Source organism: Halomonas sp. BC2 (genome assembly GCF_002078115.1).
GTDB classification, from domain to species: Bacteria; Pseudomonadota; Gammaproteobacteria; order Pseudomonadales; family Halomonadaceae; genus Vreelandella; species Vreelandella stevensii.
Genome location: NZ_LFGT01000015.1, coordinates 1 through 17,641 on the forward strand (window position 1 = coordinate 1; position 17,641 = coordinate 17,641).

The following is a 17,641-nucleotide window of genomic DNA, read 5'->3' on the forward strand; positions in this document are numbered from 1 at the left end:
CGTTAAATTTGTCTACACTTGGTGCTTTTATGTCAGAATGAAGGCTCCAAGGAGGAGTGCCGATGACACAAATGCAATGGGATCAGTTACTTTCCCCTCAGCGCTTACATGACAAGCGCCCCGGCAGTAACCGCGAAATAGGGCGCACTCCTTTCCACAAGGACCATGACCGCATCGTTTTCTCAGGCTCCTTTCGTCGCTTGGGGCGCAAGACGCAGGTGCATCCCCTTACCGAAAATGACCATATCCATACGCGGTTGACCCACTCCTTGGAAGTCGGCTGTGTGGGCCGCTCGTTGGGCATGATCGTCGGCGAGTTGCTGCGTGATCGGCTGCCGGAGTGGATCACCCCAGCTGACCTGGGCGTCATCGTGCAAACGGCCTGTCTCGGGCACGACATCGGTAACCCCCCCTTTGGCCATGCCGGTGAATATGCCATTCGTGACTGGTTTCGCCGTGCCGAGGGGAGTGGCTTGCTGGAGGGGCTCGCCGAACAGGAGCGCCAGGATCTGCTGACCTATGAGGGGAATGCTCAGGGATTTCGTGTCATTACGCAGATCGAGTACAACCAGTTCAACGGCGGCATGCGGTTGTCTGCAGCAACCCTGGGGACTCTGTTGAAATATCCCTGGACCGTTCGCTATGGTGGCCGCGCTGGCAAGTTTGGCTGTTATCAGTCCGAGCAGGCGTTGCTCAAGGAAGTCGCTGACGCCGTGGGTCTGATTCCTCAGGGCGAGCAGCGCTGGTGCCGTCATCCACTGGCGTGGCTGGTCGAAGCGGCGGATGACATCTGTTATGCGCTGCTGGATCTGGAAGATGGCCTCGAAATGGGGATTCTGCGTTACGAAGAAGTCGTCGAAATACTGCGTCAGATTGCTGGCGAATTTCCCCCTGAGTATGAAGAGATGCAGCGCAAGAGTGTCTCGCAGCGCCGCCGTATCGCGCTACTGCGGGGGGCAGCCATGGAGCGTGCGGTCAATGATGTGGCGGCCGTGTTTGTACAGCATGAGCAGGCGCTGCTGAGCGGTACCTTGAGCGATGACCTGCTGGAGCTTTGCCATCCGGATCTGGGCTGGGGCGTGCAGTCTGCCAAGCAGTTGGCTCGAGAACGCATTTTCCAGAACGAGCGCAAGGCCAAGCTGGAAATCGGTGCCTACACCACGCTGGGGATTCTGCTGGAGGCGTTCATTGGTGCTGCCCATGAGCTACATCATACCGGGCAAAGCTCTTTCAAGCATCAGCGCGTGCTGGCACTGATCGGTGAAAACACGCCGCTGCCCTCCTGGACGCTTTACGACAGCTACCGTCGTATGCTGGATTTCATTGGTGGCATGACCGACCACTACGCCGTGGACCTTGCCCAGGAAATGGGCGGGCGGCTGCGCGGGGATTAAACCGACGGGTGGCGCAAATGTTTTAGCTCCATCAGCCGTACCCGTTCCAGCAAGGTATGGATGACCTTGTCATGGATGACGTCGCTCATATGGCCCGGTTTAAGCTCGCTCAACTGGCGTGACAGCCGCTCTCCGCTGACCACCAGAATGTCCGAAGCTGCCTCACTGGTATCGATTTGCCAGCCAGGCAGCACCAGCACGCCTCGAACGGGAACAGGCACCCCACAGCGTCGCTCCAGCCACTGGGTGAGCCAATTGACCCCCTGACGCGTCTTGTGCAGTGGGCGACGCTCCTGCCAATGGGGAAAGCGCAGCCGTTCGCGTTCGACGGCCACGCTATTGAGCTCGCGGCCATCCGAACCTATCGCCAGCGCTCTGGCGCGGGTTTCGACGACAAAGACGCCATGGGGCGTCACGACCACGTGGTCGATGGTGAAGCTGTCGGTAGGTACGTCGTGAAACACATAGTAAGGGTGTGCCTCCGGACGGATGAGTCGCTCCAGCTCCTGGCCAACGGCCAGCTCGCAGGCCAAGCCCAGCTTCAGGCGACGGATACGCTGGTAATCGCGTACCAGCAGCAGTGAAAACGCCAGTACCAGCAGCGTGCTGAGCAGCCCGTACAGTGCCCACTCCACCCAGTCCTGCTGCTCCACGAACAGCATGCGGCCCATGCCGTAGACCAAGGGCGCCAGACTCACCAAAGGCCCTAGCGTACCGTTTAGAAATAGGCTCGAGAATGCTTGATCCAGCCGGTAACGCAGTGCCTGCCCAGGCTCGTGAAGCGGGGCATCGAAAGGAGACTGCACGCGAGCATCATGCAGACTGCGCAGCGCCAGCACGATACCGCCCATTGCCGCCATCGGAAACAGGAAAATGAGAGGTAGCAGGTATTCCAACCAAACCATTGCGATGCCTTGCCCTTGAGCCGTTTACCAGAAGTAGAGCGATTGGTGCTACATCAATACTTCAACCGCCTGCCAATTTTACCTGATACCCCATGGAGGTTAGCGCGTCACGCAGGGTTTCGCGATGATCTCCCTGGATTTCGATCACGCCCTGCTTGACGGCGCCACCGGTGCCACAGCGCTGCTTCAGGGTCTTGGCCAGTGCTTTCAGCTCCGCGTGGGCCAGCGGTATACCGCTGATGGTGGTCACACCCTTGCCTTTGCGGCCACTGGTCTCTCGTCGAATTCGCACGATGCCATCCAACGTAGCCAATCGTGCCTGTTCGCTGGCGTCTTCGCAGTGGCAGTCGTCAATCGCGGCACGGCACTGGGGGCATGTCTTGCCATGCTCGGTGGAATACACCAGACCACCCAGTTGGTCACGTAATGAAGCCATGTCTTGTCTCTGCTGAGGGTTATTTCGCTGTCGAGTGATGCGGCATTGCCGTGTGCCATCGCTCGCGGGTCAAACGCTCCACAACGGCAGGCAACTGATACATGTTACTGATCATGATAGCGCCTTCCGGGGTATTTTCGGCATCTGGAAAGCGGTTTAAATGAATCACCGTCATGCCCGCTTGAAGTGCTGCCCTGACGCCGACCAGCGCATCGTCGATGGCAATGCACTGTGCGGCAGCAAACCCCATGATGCTGGCCGCATGTAAGTGCAGGCACGGCTCGGGTTTCCAACAGTTGGCGGTATAGCCGCTGAACAGGCGGTTATCGAAGTAATGGGTCAGGCCCGTGGCTTTCAGCGCCGCGCGTATCTTCGTTTCCGGGCCGTTGGAAACCACCGCGCTGGGGTAGTGCGACAAGGCTTCCAGTGCTTCCAGTGCCCCGGGAATGGTGGTGAGTTCGTTGGTCAGTCGCGTGGCCAGGTTGGCGCGCATATCGTGCTCCATGCGCTCGAGTTGTTCGATGTCGACTTGACCATGGCGGTCCTGCAGCTCGGCGACGATCCTGCGAAAGCGGGCGCCGCGAAATTCGCCCATATAGTCGGAGGCAGCGAAGGGAAGCCCCACCGTATTGAGGCCGCGTGCCATTTCTTCGGCAAGCAGGGGTTCGCTATCGACGAGCGTGCCATCACAGTCAAACAACAAAAGTGGAAGCGGCATGTCAGTTCCTTGCAGTACCTGAAGCACTACGCATGTTGGGGTAAGCCGACCATCTTGCTATTGAACGGGATTTTAGCTCCTTTGTGAACACTGTTTGATAATTTTTTACGTTTTCGTCGATGGCGGAGTCGCTGCACGTCGGGAAAGCCCCTGGCAGGTGCTTATCCCTCGGAGCGGCTATAGTGAACAGGTGCAACGACATGCATCATGAAAAAGGAGATTGATATGCGAGTATCCCCTTGGCTATTACCTTGGGTTTTGAGTGCATCCTTGTGTGTAGTCGCGGCCAGCGCGTGGGCAGACACCGCGGCTGAGAATGGACAGCACGAAGCGTTGGATGATGCGGCGCTGGAAGAGACGTACGGTATCAAGGCGGGGGCCGTCCGACGCGACGAACAGCCCGCCTCACAAGCGCAGGAAGATGCTGGCGACGATGATGAAGAGCATGCCGAAGGCGGCACTGGGGGCACCGGCAGTGCCGATGACGCCATGTTGCAAGGTGAAGACGAACAGAGCAGTGAAGAGCAAAGCAGCGATCAGTAATGCGATGCCGCTTAACGCGACAAGCGTCGTGAGTTGGCACTGCTGCGCCGATGGTAAGGCTTCATGGCTTGTTGACTGGTTGTCCACCATGGCGCGTACTGACCGCGCATGGCGCTGAACAAGACTTTTTGCATGATGAGGCCAGCTTCCACGCTGGCCTCGATCTTTTCAGTCACCATGCGCTGGTTTTCACGCATCATGGCAGGACTGAAAAAGGGCTGCGTTTGCCATAGTTGCTGACGCATGGAGATCGTGGAGAGCGAAGAGCTCCATAGCTCCATGCCCATGATGCCTGCTTTCCACAGGTCAAGGAACATCAGGGGCGGTGTCAGCATTGGCAGAGGGGTGTGCTTCATGGAGAAGGCTACCTGGTGAAGAAATGGGCGGTGTTGTTTAGTAATAGCGCATTATTGCTGCATTGCAATAAAAAGGCGACCCGAAGGCCGCCTTGATGTCGTCGCGAGGCGCTGCTTATTTGATCTTGGGCGCCAGCTCACCACGCTCGTAGCGCTGGAACATGGCTTCCAGGCTGATCGGCTTGATCTTGCTCGCGTTGCCTGCGGTGCCAAAGGCTTCATAGCGGGCAATACACAGATCGCGCATGGCTGTGACGGTTTCTTTCAGGAACTTGCGCGGATCGAACTCTGATGGGTTCTCGGCCATGAAACGACGCACGGCGCCGGTCGAGGCCAGACGCAGGTCGGTATCGATGTTGACCTTGCGCACTCCGTGCTTGATGCCCTCGATGATCTCTTCCACCGGTACACCGTAGGTTTCCGGGATCTGACCACCGTAGCGGTTGATCACTTCCAGCCACTCCTGGGGTACCGAGGAGGAGCCGTGCATGACCAGGTGAGTATCCGGAATACGAGCGTGGATCTCTTTGATACGCTGGATCGAGAGCGTATCGCCCGTGGGCGGCTTGGTGAACTTGTAAGCGCCATGACTGGTGCCGATGGCAATGGCCAGGGCGTCCACATGGGTCGCCTTGACGAACTCGGCAGCCTCTTCCGGGTCGGTGAGCATCTGCTCCATATCCAGCTTGCCTTCGGCTCCAATACCATCTTCTTCACCGGCCATGCCGGTTTCCAGACTGCCCAGGCAACCCAGCTCGCCTTCCACGGAAACCCCACAGGCATGGGCCATTTCCACGGCACGACGGGTCACATCGACGTTGTAGTCGTAATCCATCGGCGTTTTACCGTCTTCGCCCAGGGAGCCATCCATCATCACGGAGGAGAAGCCGAGCTGAATGGAGCGCTGGCAGACAGCCGGGCTGGTGCCGTGATCCTGGTGCATGACGACCGGAATGTGCGGGAACTCTTCCACCGCCGCCAGAATCAGGTGGCGCAGGAAGGGGGCGCCAGCGTATTTGCGTGCGCCAGCAGATGCCTGCACGATCACCGGGGAGTCAGTCGCGTCAGCGGCTTCCATGATGGCCCGCATCTGTTCCAGGTTGTTCACGTTGAACGCGGGAATGCCGTAGCCGTATTCGGCGGCGTGGTCGAGCATCTGGCGCATGCTAATCAAAGCCATGGGGTCACCTTATTGGGTTGTATGTTCAGAGTTCTAAGTATTAGTGCTGAGCAGCGGCTTCCAGCGCGGCAACGGCCGGCAGCTGCTTGCCTTCCACGTATTCGAGAAATGCTCCGCCGCCGGTCGAGATATAGGAGACTCGGTCAGCGATCGCGTACTTGTCGATGGCCGCCAGGGTGTCTCCACCTCCAGCAATAGAGAACGCGGCACTGTCGGCAATGGCGCGGGAAATGACCTCGGTCCCCTTGCCGAACTGGTCGATTTCAAACACGCCCACGGGTCCGTTCCACAGGATCGTGCCAGCATCCTTGAGCAGGCTGGCCAAGTGGGCGGCCGTGTCGGGGCCAATGTCCAGAATCATTTCGTTGTCTGCCACCTGATCGACGGGCTTGACCACCGCCTCTGCTGCTTCGGAAAACTCGGTGGCCACCACTACGTCGGTAGGCAGCGGAATCTTCACCTTGGCCATCAGCGCCTTGGCCTGGTCGAGCAGGTCTGCTTCGTAGAGCGATTTGCCCACATTATAGCCTGCTGCCGCAATAAAGGTGTTGGCGATACCACCACCGACGATCAATTGATCGCATTTTTCCGACAGTGCGTTCAGCACGTCCAGCTTGGTGGAGACCTTCGAACCGCCGACGATGGCCGCCATGGGGCGTGCGGGATTGGCCAGCGCTTTCTCCAGGGCATCGAGCTCCTGGGCAAGCAGGGGGCCAGCACATGCCTGGGGAGCAAAGCGCGCGACACCATGGGTAGAGGCCTGGGCACGGTGAGCGGTTCCAAAGGCGTCCATCACGAAGATGTCGCACAGTGCGGCATACTGCCTGGCAAGCTGTTCGTCGTCTTTCTTCTCGCCACGATTGAAGCGCACGTTCTCCAGCAACACCACGTCACCGTTCTGCAGCGTCGGGGCGGTGTCGAGGTAGTCGTTGACCAGTTTGACGGGGCTGCCGAGCAGTTCGCCCAGGTGCTCGGCGACAGGGGCCAGCGAGAACTCGTCAGCGGGTTCACCTTCCGTGGGGCGGCCCAGGTGGCTCATGAGCAGTACTTTGGCGCCCGCCTTGGCGGCAGCTTGTATGGTCGGCAGCGCAGCACGCAGGCGAGCATCGCTGGAAACACGGCCGTTCTTGATCGGCACATTCAGGTCTTCACGAATCAGTACGCGCTGCCCATCCAGGGGCAGGTCGGTCATCTTTTGCACGTTCATGTGAGCGGTTTCCTCGTGTTCAAGCGAATGAAAGGTCGTGGCGGTCATGCCCGCTGGCGTAGCGTTGCCAGCCGCTGGCTGATATCCAGCATACGGTTGGCAAACCCCCACTCGTTGTCAAACCAGCACAGCAGCTTGAGCAGGCGCTTGCCTGCCACTCTGGTTTGCGTGGCGTCCAGAATGCCAGAGCGAGGGTCGTGATTGAAATCGATGGAGGCCATGGGGGCCTCGGTATAGCCCAGCACGCCTGCCAGCCGCTGTTGGCTGGCCTCGCGCAGCAGTGCATTGACCTGCTGGGCATCGGTGTCGCGGCGTACGGTAAGCGAGACATCCATGGCCGAGACGTTGATCGTGGGAACGCGCACGTGCAGACATTCGAAGCGGCCTGCCAGCGTTGGCATCAGACGGCTGATGCCCACCGCAAGCCCAGTATCGACCGGGACGATGGACTGCATCGCCGAGCGGGTAAGGCGCAGGTCGGTCTGGTGGTAGGCGTCGATGACTGGCTGGTCGTTCATGGCCGAGTGAATCGTGGTGGTGACACCGTGCTCCAGCCCCAGCGCTTCATCCAGTATCGTCAGCAAGGGCACCAGGCAGTTCGTGGTGCAGGACGCCGCCGAGAGGATGCGCTGTGCACCGCTGAGCTCATGCTCGTTGATCCCCCACACGATGGTGGCATCCACGTCGTTTTCTGCCGGTTGGGAAAACAGCAGCTGCCGTGCACCGGCCTTCAGGTGCCGCTCCGCCGTGGCGCGATCCTTGAAGCTTCCTGAGCACTCCAGGACCAGATCGATATCCAGGGCTTTCCAGGGAAGCGCATCGGGGGCGCGTTCACATAGCACCTGAATGCGCTGGCCGTTGATCACCAAGGCATCACCCTCGTTCTCGACCTCGCCAGGAAAACGCCCGTGGGTGGTGTCGTAGCGGGTGAGATAGGTGATGGTAGCCAGGTCGGAAAGTTCGTTGATGGCGACCACTTCCAGATCGGGATGGCCACGCTCCACCAGTGCACGCAGTACGCACTGGCCGATACGTCCATACCCATTGATTGCAATGCGAAACTTAGCGGTTGCGTTAGCCATGTCGCGAAGCGGCCCCAAAAAAAGTGGCTAGATGATAACGTACTTCAGCGCCCGTTGCTCAGTTGCCTGCCCCCACCAGACCCCAGGCGAATGGCAGCAGCAACGCGGTGAAAATGCCCGTCAAACTCATCCCGAGGGAGGCAAAGGCACCGGCAGTGGGGCTCATCTCAAAGGCCCTGACGGTACCAATGGCATGGCCGTTGAGCCCCAGAGCGAATCCGAGCAGGCGCTCGTCGGTAATGTCCAGCCATCTGGCAGCGAGGCTCACCATCGGGATGGTGGCGACGCCAGTAACCAGCAGCGCGCCCATCAACAAGGCAACGCTGCCACCCAACTGTTCGGTGATCCCGATGGCAATCGGGGCAGTGACGGACTTGGCCGCGATGGAGGCGAGTACTTCTGGGCTGGCGCCAAGCAGCCAGGCAATCCCCAGGGAATAGCAGGCGGCCAGAGACGCCGCCACGGGCAGGCAAGCCGCCAGGGGGCGCCATAGCTCACGGATACGCGGTAGCTGTTGATAAAGAGGCATGCCGAGTGCCACGGTGGCAGGCCCCAGCAGTACGGTCAGCCAGGTCGCCCCCTGTTGGTAAATGGGGTAAGGCAAGCCCAGCACGGCAAGCGTAGCCGCCAGCAGCAAGGCAGCAATCAGTATGGCGGGTAGCCAGGCCGGGTGGCCCAGCCGCCGGAACAGCGCGGTGCCCAAGAGGTAAGCCGCGAGCGTCAGGCCCACGGCAAACAAGGGCGTTGCGGTCAATAAGGTGAGCGTGTCACTGGCCATGTTCACGTCCCATCAGACGCTTGAGCAACCACAGCGTGGTCAAGACGCTGAGCAGCGTGCCCAGGAGCAGCGCCGCCAGGATGGCCAGCCACTGTCCGGCCAGTTGATCGAGAATGAAAAAGACCCCGACCACGCCGGGCATGATCAGCATGGCCAGTAGCGCAATCAGGGGCTGGGCGGCGGCGGCAAGGCTGGTGGGCACACGGCCGATAAGGGCCAGAGTGACGCACAGCAGCAACATGCCGACCACGCCAGAAGAAATGGGCAGGCCGGAGAAGTGAACCACGGCTTCTCCGACCAGCCAGTAGCCGATCAGCCAAAGCAGGCCATTCAGCGCGGGCATCTATAGGCCCGCGCTGCCTGTGCCGGCGTGATCAGGCAAACTGAGATAAGCTCAGCCGAGCAGCTCATTGGCCTGCTTGACGATATTCTCGACCGTAAAGCCAAAGTGCTTGAACAGCTCGCCTGCCGGGGCCGACTCACCGTAGGTGGTCATGCCAATGACGCGCCCTTCCAGACCAACGTACTTGTACCAGTAGTCGGCGTGGCCCGCTTCGATGGCAATGCGCTTGGTCACGGCTTTGGGCAGCACGCTCTCGCGGTAGTCGGCGTCCTGACCGTTGAAGCGGTAAGTAGATGGCATGGACACCACGCGCACGGCCTGGCCCTGCTGCTCGAGCGTGGCCGCGGCTTCCATGGCCAGCGCCACTTCGGAGCCGGTGGCAATCAGGATCAGCGCGGGCGTGCCGTCGCAATCCTTCAGCACATAACCGCCGCGCTGGATGGCGGCTAACTGGGCCTTGGTGCGCGGCTGGTGCGGCAGGTTTTGACGCGACAGTACCAGCGCAGTGGGGCCGGAGTGGCGTTTGATGGCCGCATCCCAGGACGCCGCCGTCTCCACCGCATCGCAGGGACGCCAAGTGTTCAGGTTGGGCGTGGTGCGCAGGCTGGTGAGCTGCTCGATGGGCTGGTGGGTCGGGCCATCTTCACCCAGACCGATGGAGTCGTGGGTAAACACGTAAATGGCCTGCTGGCCCATCAATGCCGCCATGCGCACGGCATTACGCATGTACTCCATGAAGATCAGGAAGGTCGCGCCATAAGGAACGAAACCACCGTGCAGGGCGATACCGTTCATCACTGCGCCCATGCCGAATTCACGCACACCGTAGTGCAGGTAGTTGCCGCTGGCATCTTCAGGAGTGATCGCTTTGGCGCCTTTCCAGAACGTCAGGTTGGAGGGCGCGAGGTCAGCGCTGCCGCCGAGCAGTTCCGGCATTTGCGGGCCAATCACGTTCAGCGCTTCAAAGGAGGCTTTACGTGAAGCGATGCTTTCGCCTTTGTCCTGGGCCTGCTCGATCAGCGCTTCGGTGGCCAGCTCCGTGGGCAGCTGCGCTTTCATGCGACGCTTGAACTCACGGGCCTGCTCGGGGAATGCTTCGGTGTAGCGAGCGAAGCGGCCTTCCCACTCCTGCTGGCGAGCTTTACCCGCTTCGCGAGCATCCCAGGCGGAGTAAATGGGCTCGGGAATGTGGAAGGGAGCATGCTCCCAGCCTAGCTGCTTGCGCGCCAGCGCTACTTCATCGTCACCCAACGGTGCGCCGTGGGACTCTTCTTTGCCCTGCTTGTTGGGGGCGCCAAAGCCGATGATGGTCTTGCAGATGATCAGGCTCGGCTTGTCGTCCTGGCTCTTCGCCAGCTCGATGGCGGCCTTGATCTCTTCAGGCTTGTGGCCATCGACGTTGGGCACCACGTGCCAGCCGTAGGACTCGAAGCGCTTGGCGGTATCGTCGGTGAACCAGCCTTCGACTTCGCCATCGATGGAGATGCCGTTGTCGTCGTACAGAGCAATCAGCTTACCCAGCTGCTGAGTGCCGGCCAGCGAGGCCGCCTCATGGGAAATGCCTTCCATCAAGCAGCCATCGCCCAGGAAACACCAGGTGTGGTGGTCAACGATGGTGTGGCCGGGGCGGTTGAACTGTGCGGCGAGGGTTTTCTCGGCAATGGCAAAGCCGACGGCGTTGGCAAAGCCCTGGCCCAAGGGGCCGGTGGTGGTTTCGATGCCGGGGGCGTATCCGTACTCAGGATGGCCTGCCGTGGGCGAGTGCAGCTGGCGGAAGTTTTGCAGCTGTTCCAGGCTGAGTTCGTAACCGCTCAGGTGCAGCAGCGAGTAGAGCAGCATGGAGCCATGGCCGTTCGACAGCACGAACCGGTCGCGATCGGCCCACTTGGGGTCTTCGGGGTTGTGCTTGAGGTAGTCATTCCACAGCACCTCGGCAATATCAGCCATGCCCATGGGTGCGCCGGGATGGCCAGATTTGGCCTTCTGAACGGCATCCATGGAAAGGGCGCGAATGGCATTGGCCAGCTCAAAACGGGACGGCATGGGGTGCTCCTCGCCTGAAAACGGAAAGAATAAAAGCGCTATTGTCGCTGACTTCCTCGGCGGCGGCAAATTCTCGAGGTGCGTTCTGGGAAGAACCCCCAACAGCGTGTAGACTCTGCCTCCCGAAGTAGTAGTGAAAAGGCTCTGCTGCTTCTATATACGGGCAGGGAACCTCCTGCCATGATTTCCTGCTGATGCTGCGGTCATAACGAAGCAGCCGTCATACAGAGGGTCGAGTGCGCGATGAGCGAATATTCCCTGTTTACCTCCGAGTCCGTTTCCGAAGGTCATCCTGACAAGATTGCTGACCAGATTTCTGATGCGGTGCTGGATGCCATTATCGCCCGTGACAAGCAGGCGCGTGTTGCCTGTGAAACGATGGTGAAGACGGGTGTTGCCATTATTGCGGGTGAAATTACCACCTCGGCATGGGTTGATCTCGAAGCGCTGGTGCGTGATGTGATCACCGATATCGGCTATACCTCCTCACAGGTAGGCTTTGATGGCGCCACCTGTGGCGTGATCAACCTGATCGGCAAACAGAGTGTGGATATTGCTCAGGGCGTTGATCGCACCAAACCCGAAGATCAAGGGGCGGGTGACCAGGGCTTGATGTTCGGTTATGCCACCAACGAAACCGACTCCTTCATGCCGGCCCCTATTCACTACTCCCATCGCCTGGTCGAGCGTCAGGCCGAGCTGCGCAAGCATGGCCTGCTGCCCTGGCTGCGTCCGGATGCGAAGAGTCAGGTCACCTTCCGCTACAATGCCGAAGGCCAACCCTGTGGCGTGGATGCCGTGGTGCTGTCGACCCAGCATGACCCGGAAATCGACCAGGAAGACCTGCGCAAGATGGTCAAGCGCGAAATCATCGAGCAGGTGATTCCCGCAGAGTGGCTGGATGCGAATACCCAATACCATATCAACCCGACCGGCAAGTTCGTGATCGGTGGCCCAGTGGGCGACTGTGGTTTGACGGGGCGTAAAATCATCGTCGATACCTACGGCGGCATGGCCCGTCACGGCGGCGGTGCGTTCTCGGGCAAGGATCCGTCCAAGGTAGACCGCAGTGCGGCCTACGCGGGCCGTTACGTGGCGAAGAACGTGGTTGCTGCAGGCTTGGCCGACAAGTGCGAGATTCAGGTGTCTTACGCCATCGGTGTGGCAGAGCCCACCTCCGTGTCGATCGACACCTTCGGCACAGGCAAGATCGACGATGCGAAAATCGTCGAACTGGTGCGCGAGCATTTTGACCTGCGCCCCTATGCGATCACCACCATGCTCGACCTGCTGCACCCGATGTATCGTCTGACCTCTGCCTACGGCCACTTTGGTCGCGAGCCGTTCGAGCATAGCTACCGTTGGACGGACGACAAAGGGGAAGAGCATACCGAGACGTTTACGGCGTTCCCTTGGGAGAAAACCGACAAGGCCGACGCGCTGCGCAAGGCGGCTGGTTTGTAAACACCTGGTCATACCGCTGCCCTGATAGCGCCCCCTGATGAAAATCAGGGGGCGTTTTTATTCTTTCCTATTGACTGAACAACGTAACATTGCATCACGCCCCGTTTGAGTTAAGTTAACGTTAGTACGGTGGTTCAGGCGCGGTGGTGCAGGCACCGATGGCTTTGCTGATCATCAGGGGGGCGGCGATGGTGTGGCGGTGGATATTCAGAGCAGGGTGGCTGAGTGGCCTGTGCGCTCTAGCGCTGACGGCGCAGGCCGAGGAGTGCCCGGCATGGCCACAGGAGCGCCTTGTTCAAGAGCGCCAGACGCTGGCCGAGCATATCGCGCTGTGGGACCGTGCCTACCATGACGAGGGTGAGTCGCTGATTGCCGATGAGCTTTACGATCAGGCGCTGGCGAGGCTGACGCATTGGCAAACCTGTCTGGACGATACCAAGCCCCACCGCCCCCTGACCCGATCCACCCGTAGCGATGGCACGGTGACTCACCCGGCTGCGCAAACCGGGCTCCACAAGGCCGACGAGGCCGGAGTGCGGCGTTTTACCAGCCGTCGCCAGGGGCTATGGATCCAGCCCAAGGTGGACGGTGTGGCGGTGACTTTGCGCTATCGGCAAGGGATATTGGTCGAAGCGGTCAGCCGCGGCGACGGGGAGCGCGGTCAGGACTGGACCGAGCGCGTTCGGCAACTGCCCGATGTGCCTGCTTTGCTGCCCGAGCCGCTATCGGCGGTGTTCCAGGGTGAGCTCTATTGGCAGCTTGATCGGCATATCCAGTCGCAAGCTCCCGAGATTGGCGCGCGCGGTGCGGTGGCCGGGGCCATGGCGCAGCAGGCACCCAGTGAGGCGACGCTTTCCCGCGTTGGCTTGTTCGTGTGGGATTGGCCCGATGGGCCTACCGAGATGACGGAGCGGCTAGCGCGGCTGACGGCGCTGGGGTTCGATACGGCCGAGTACACGCACCCGGTTACGGGCCATCAGCAAGCGGCCGAATGGCGGGAGCGCTGGTTCAACGAGCCGCTGCCCTTCGCTACCGATGGCGTGGTGCTCAAGCAGGCCGAACGCCCTGGCATTCGTCACTGGTCGGCGTCGCCTCCGGAGTGGGCCATCGCTTGGAAATACCCCGCGCAGCAAGCGCTGGCCCATGTGCGTGGTATCGAGTTTCGGGTGGGGCGCACTGGGCGAGTGACGCCCGTGCTATGGCTGTATCCCGTGAGCCTGGAAGGGCGCAGCATTCGTCGTGTATCGCTAGGGTCGCTGGAGCAGTGGCAGGCCTGGGATGTTCGCCCAGGAGACCATGTGGCCGTGACGCTGGCAGGGTTGACGATTCCTCAAGTCACCAGCGTAGTCTGGCAGAGTGCTGAGCGGGCGCCGATCAGCGTGCCATCGCCAGCGCGTTATGACCTGCTGAGTTGCCTGACGCTGACCCCAGACTGTGACGCCCAGCTATTGGCACGCCTGACCTATCTGGGGAATCAGCTAGGTATGCGTGGCATCGGCGAAGGCACCTGGCAGGCCTTGATGCGTGCCGGGGTCGTGACGGATTTGCTGGGCTGGCTGGCGCTGTCGGAGGCGCAGCTTCAACAGGCCCATGGTATTGGCCCCGCCACGGCCGCCTCGCTGGCGGCGCAGTTTGCAGCAGCACGGCAGGCACCCTATGCCGCCTGGTTACGTGCGCTGGGCGTACCGCCGGGCGGCAGCGCCGAGCTGGGGGAGTGGGCAACGCTGGAAGGACTCTCCCGCGCCGAGTGGCAGGACCAGCCTGGGGTGGGCCCCGTCCGAGCCGAAGCGCTGGTGGCGTTCTTTGGCCATCCCGAGATCCAGCGGATGGCACGTCAGCTTCAGCAGGCGGGCGTGGAGGGCTTCTAGGCCAGCCCGGCCAGGTAGAGCATCATCCCCAGGTAGAACGGGATCAGCAGTGGCGCCAATAGCGTCGTGGTCAACACGGCCAGGGCGCCTTTTTGGGGCTGAATGCCCAGCTCCATGGCCACGACCACCACATTGGAGGCCATCGGTACCACCCCCAGCAACAGCAGCGCCATGGCCAGCTCCGGTGCCAGCGGCGTCAGCTGTTGCAGCACCAGCACGGCACCGACCATGACCAGTGGCCACAGCACGTAGCGCAGCCCCACGCAGGCTGCCACGAAGCGCGTATCCCAGGCGGCCAGCGTCACCTGGCTGAGCGTCATGCCAATGATCATCATGCCCAGCAGGGTGTACGTGGCGGGAAAGACGGCCAGCGAGTTCATCATGGGCTCGGGGAGCACTACACCCAGCGAGCTGAGCAGCAGGGCCAGCAGGAAGGCATAGACCAGCGGCAGGCGGGCAATCTTGATCAGACTCTGGCGCACCGAGAAGTGCCCTCGCGCGCTCAGGTAAAAGCCCACGGTAAATTCATACAGGTTGATCCCCAGCATGCAGAACAGGTACAGCGTGACGCCCTCCGGCGGCAGCAAGATCAGCGCCACGGGCAGGCCGAAATAGCCGGTGTTGCCGGTGCCGGAGGAAAAGGCCAGCAGAGCACCCTCCAGGGGGCCGAAGCGATGGCGGGTCAAGCGATGTACCAGCAGCGCCATGGCGCTGACCAGCAGAAACATGGCCAGCGACAGGGTCAGATAGGCTGCCGTGGGGCCGCCGTTCATCAGCGCGCGGAAAATCGTCAGGGGAGCAATGAGATAGACCAGCAGCGTGGCAATCGGGCGGGGGTCGATCTTGAGCCGCTGGGCCGCAAGGAACCCTAACCCGACATAGCCCAGCAGCATCAACAGTGGCCCCATCAACGTCGCGGGTGCTAAATCCATTGCTCCTCCTTGAATTTTGTCTGCCGAACAACATGAGCCGAATTGAAGATCGTGCGTGAAATCTTTCATTAGCCGCCACGCGGGTAAGCAGCGAGAATACCTCACATAATGATCACTTTGTTGTACTGCGAGGATACACCATGGGCAGCCAGGAACATCCGTTAGGTATCAGCTTCGAGTTTTTTCCGCCCAATACCGATGCCGGCCGGGAGAAGCTGATTCACGTGCGCGATGAGCTGGTCGCATGTAACCCTCGCTTCTTCTCGGTGACCTACGGGGCTGGCGGGTCCACGCAGGCGCGTACCCGCGATATCGTGCGCACCGTGAGTGAGAGCGGTATTACCACCGCCCCGCACCTTTCCTGTATCGGCAGCGAGAAAGCCCAACTACGTGACCTGCTGGCCCAGTATCAGGCGGAAGGCGTGGATAGCCTGGTGGCGCTACGTGGCGATATGCCGTCCGGCATGGGCAGTATCGGCGAGCTGCGCTACGCCAACGAGCTGGTCGAGTTCATCCGTGCCGAAACCGGTGATCACTTCGATATCGCCGTGGCGGCCTATCCAGAATCTCATCCACAGGCTCCCAGCCTCGACAAGGATGTGGAAAACTTTGCCCGCAAGATGAACGCGGGCGCCAATATGGCGATTACCCAGTACTTCTTTACCGCCGATGCCTACTTCCACTTCGTGGACAAAGCGCGGGCGCTGGGTGTCGAGCAGCCGATCATTCCTGGCATCATGCCCATCACCAACTACACCAAGCTGGCGCGCTTTTCCGATGCCTGCGGTGCCGAAATCCCCCGCTGGATTCGCAAGCAGCTGGAAGCCTATGGCGATGACAGCGAGGCCATCGCGGCCTTTGGCACCGAGGTGGTGACGCGCCTGTGCGAGCGCCTGCTGGATGGTGGCGCGCCGGGGCTGCACTTCTATACGCTCAACCAGGCCGCACCGGTCATGAAGATCGTCGATAATCTCACCTGACCTGTTGCCGGTGTGATCCATGAGAACCGACCTGCGCCCTCTGGCGCAGGTCGGTTTTTTTGATGGGGGTGCCACAGGCGCCGCGCGTGGAAGGCCCGGCTTGGCGAGTGGGCAAGGCATGGCTAACCACCGTATGATGCCTGCTCATTGAACCGTGACGGGAGCAGGAAACGATGTGGCTGATAGCTGCCATGTTCGCAGTGACCTATGTGGGAATGGCCGTGGGGCGGCTACCCGGTTTGCAGGTGGACCGTGCCTGGATAGCGCTCTCTGCCGCTTGTGTACTGCTGCTGGCCGGCACCGTGAGCCTGGCGGACGTTGGTCAGCATATCGATGTAGGTGCCCTGGTGTTGCTGCTGGCGCTGATGCTGGTATCGGCACAGTTCGGCTTTTCCGGCGTCTACGGGCGTTTGTCTGCGCTGATCATGCGCCACGCCGAGCGTCCAAGCGTCCTGTTGCTGGGCGTCGTGCTGCTGGGTGGTGTGCTGTCGGCACTGCTGGTCAATGACATCGTGGCCTTTGCGATGACGCCGCTGCTCTGTCAGGCGCTGTTGGCTCGTGGCCTGGATCCTCGCCCCTATTTATTGGCGTTGGCGCTGTCGTGTAACGCAGGCTCGGCTGCCAGCCTGATCGGTAATCCGCAGAACATTCTCATTGGGCAGGTCGGCGGGCTCGATTTTTGGGCCTACAGCCTGCAGGCGCTGGTGCCTGCCGTTGCCGCACTGGGCATCACCTACGCCGTCATCTGGGCCATGTGGCGTCACCGCTGGGTGTTGAACGAGCCAGGGGCGGCACCTATGCCGCTGAGCGTGTCCCAGGAAAGCCTGCGTTATAAACCGCTGCTGGCAGCCATGGCGCTGCTGGTCCTGTTCTCGACCCCGCTGCCTCGCGAATGGTCGGCGCTCGCGGTAGCGCTGGTATTGATGATGTCGCGCCAAGTCGCCAGCCACCGATATGTGCAGGCGGTGGACTGGAACCTGTTGCTGCTGTTCATGGGGCTCTTCATTGTCACCGGCAGTGTCGCTTCCTTGCCGGAGGCGGGGGTGTTGGTCAACCAGTGGCTGGGGTCGGGAGGTGTGCCGGATGACCCATGGCACATGGCCGGGATCTCGCTGGTGGCCAGCAACGTGATCGGTAACGTACCTTTTGTGATCTTGCTACTGGGGCTGTTCCCGCAACTGCCCGAGGCCACGCTGGTCATGCTGGCGGTCATGTCGACGTTGGCAGGTAATTTGCTGCTGATTGGCAGCGTGGTGAATCTGATCGTGGCAGAGGGGGCCAGACGGCAGGGCGTTCACCTTGGCTTTCTCACCTTTGCCAAGGCCGGTATTCCGGTGACGCTGCTATCGATGCTGGTGGCGGGTGGGTGGTTTGCACTAGGCGTGCGCTGACAAAAAGGCCGACTCCTGGGA

Annotated in this window: 17 protein-coding genes; 6 read left to right on the forward strand and 11 right to left on the reverse strand. The window is 60.9% G+C overall.

The genetic code is table 11. The features are described from left to right. Window positions 1-62: 62 nt before the first annotated feature. Entirely contained in the window at window positions 63-1,394 is a 1,332-nt protein-coding gene (locus B7L71_RS10800) for a deoxyguanosinetriphosphate triphosphohydrolase (protein ID WP_016915647.1), read from the forward strand. On the opposite strand, the gene B7L71_RS10805 is transcribed toward B7L71_RS10800, so the two are convergent. The 3 genes from B7L71_RS10805 to B7L71_RS10815 form a co-directional block, all read right to left on the reverse strand. Beyond that, entirely contained in the window at window positions 1,391-2,299 is a 909-nt protein-coding gene (locus tag B7L71_RS10805) for a nuclease-related domain-containing protein (protein ID WP_016915648.1), read from the reverse strand. The two genes, B7L71_RS10800 and B7L71_RS10805, sit on opposite strands and share 4 nt — an antisense overlap. 61 nt (window positions 2,300-2,360) lie before the next feature. Beyond that, window positions 2,361-2,735, reverse strand: a complete 375-nt coding sequence (locus tag B7L71_RS10810) for a translation initiation factor Sui1 (protein WP_016915649.1) — start codon at window positions 2,733-2,735, stop codon at window positions 2,361-2,363. Between the two features lie 19 nt (window positions 2,736-2,754). Next, window positions 2,755-3,453: an HAD family hydrolase gene (locus B7L71_RS10815; RefSeq protein ID WP_016915650.1), complete on the reverse strand. Its 699-nt coding sequence runs from the start codon at window positions 3,451-3,453 to the stop codon at window positions 2,755-2,757. 225 nt (window positions 3,454-3,678) lie between these two features. Here B7L71_RS10815 and B7L71_RS10820 point away from each other — a divergent pair, with 225 nt between their 5' ends. Beyond that, window positions 3,679-3,996: a hypothetical protein gene (locus B7L71_RS10820; protein WP_016915651.1), complete on the forward strand. Its 318-nt coding sequence runs from the start codon at window positions 3,679-3,681 to the stop codon at window positions 3,994-3,996. An 11-nt stretch (window positions 3,997-4,007) separates the two neighbouring features. Here the strand turns inward: B7L71_RS10820 and B7L71_RS10825 are convergent, their stop codons facing one another. The 7 genes from B7L71_RS10825 to tkt form a co-directional block, all read right to left on the reverse strand. After that, a complete protein-coding gene (locus tag B7L71_RS10825; RefSeq protein WP_016915652.1) occupies window positions 4,008-4,352 on the reverse strand; it encodes a hypothetical protein in 345 nt (114 codons plus the stop codon). A gap of 115 nt (window positions 4,353-4,467) precedes the next feature. Next, on the reverse strand, window positions 4,468-5,532 hold the full coding sequence (gene fba / locus B7L71_RS10830) for a class II fructose-bisphosphate aldolase (RefSeq protein WP_016915653.1): 1,065 nt from the start codon (window positions 5,530-5,532) through the stop codon (window positions 4,468-4,470). Between the two features lie 40 nt (window positions 5,533-5,572). Beyond that, window positions 5,573-6,739 carry a phosphoglycerate kinase gene (locus tag B7L71_RS10835; protein ID WP_081137891.1) on the reverse strand — a complete coding sequence of 389 codons (1,167 nt, stop codon included), beginning with the start codon at window positions 6,737-6,739 and terminating at the stop codon, window positions 5,573-5,575. Window positions 6,740-6,783: 44 nt separating this feature from the next. Beyond that, window positions 6,784-7,821, reverse strand: coding sequence for a type I glyceraldehyde-3-phosphate dehydrogenase (locus B7L71_RS10840; RefSeq protein WP_016915655.1), 1,038 nt, complete (start codon window positions 7,819-7,821; stop codon window positions 6,784-6,786). Between the two features lie 58 nt (window positions 7,822-7,879). Beyond that, a complete protein-coding gene (locus tag B7L71_RS10845; RefSeq protein WP_081137893.1) occupies window positions 7,880-8,599 on the reverse strand; it encodes an LrgB family protein in 720 nt (239 codons plus the stop codon). Further along, window positions 8,589-8,942 (reverse strand): CidA/LrgA family protein, encoded by a 354-nt coding sequence (locus B7L71_RS10850; protein WP_081137895.1) that lies wholly within the window; start codon window positions 8,940-8,942, stop codon window positions 8,589-8,591. The genes B7L71_RS10845 and B7L71_RS10850 overlap by 11 nt, the downstream gene beginning before the upstream one ends. Window positions 8,943-8,993: 51 nt before the next feature. Further along, complete coding sequence (gene tkt, locus B7L71_RS10855) at window positions 8,994-10,985, reverse strand: transketolase (RefSeq protein ID WP_081137897.1); 1,992 nt, start codon at window positions 10,983-10,985, stop codon at window positions 8,994-8,996. 243 nt (window positions 10,986-11,228) lie between these two features. On the opposite strand from tkt, the gene metK reads away from it, so the two are divergent. Beyond that, window positions 11,229-12,449, forward strand: a complete 1,221-nt coding sequence (gene metK / locus B7L71_RS10860) for a methionine adenosyltransferase (RefSeq protein ID WP_016915659.1) — start codon at window positions 11,229-11,231, stop codon at window positions 12,447-12,449. Window positions 12,450-12,637: 188 nt separating this feature from the next. After that, entirely contained in the window at window positions 12,638-14,317 is a 1,680-nt protein-coding gene (gene ligB, locus B7L71_RS10865) for an NAD-dependent DNA ligase LigB (protein ID WP_081137934.1), read from the forward strand. Here ligB and B7L71_RS10870 read toward each other — a convergent pair. After that, window positions 14,314-15,249, reverse strand: a complete 936-nt coding sequence (locus B7L71_RS10870) for an AEC family transporter (RefSeq protein WP_081137899.1) — start codon at window positions 15,247-15,249, stop codon at window positions 14,314-14,316. The two genes, ligB and B7L71_RS10870, sit on opposite strands and share 4 nt — an antisense overlap. A 140-nt stretch (window positions 15,250-15,389) precedes the next feature. Here B7L71_RS10870 and metF point away from each other — a divergent pair, with 140 nt between their 5' ends. Next, complete coding sequence (gene metF, locus B7L71_RS10875) at window positions 15,390-16,229, forward strand: methylenetetrahydrofolate reductase [NAD(P)H] (protein ID WP_081137901.1); 840 nt, start codon at window positions 15,390-15,392, stop codon at window positions 16,227-16,229. 173 nt (window positions 16,230-16,402) lie between these two features. Beyond that, window positions 16,403-17,620: an SLC13 family permease gene (locus B7L71_RS10880; protein ID WP_081137915.1), complete on the forward strand. Its 1,218-nt coding sequence runs from the start codon at window positions 16,403-16,405 to the stop codon at window positions 17,618-17,620. Window positions 17,621-17,641: the final 21 nt, after the last annotated feature.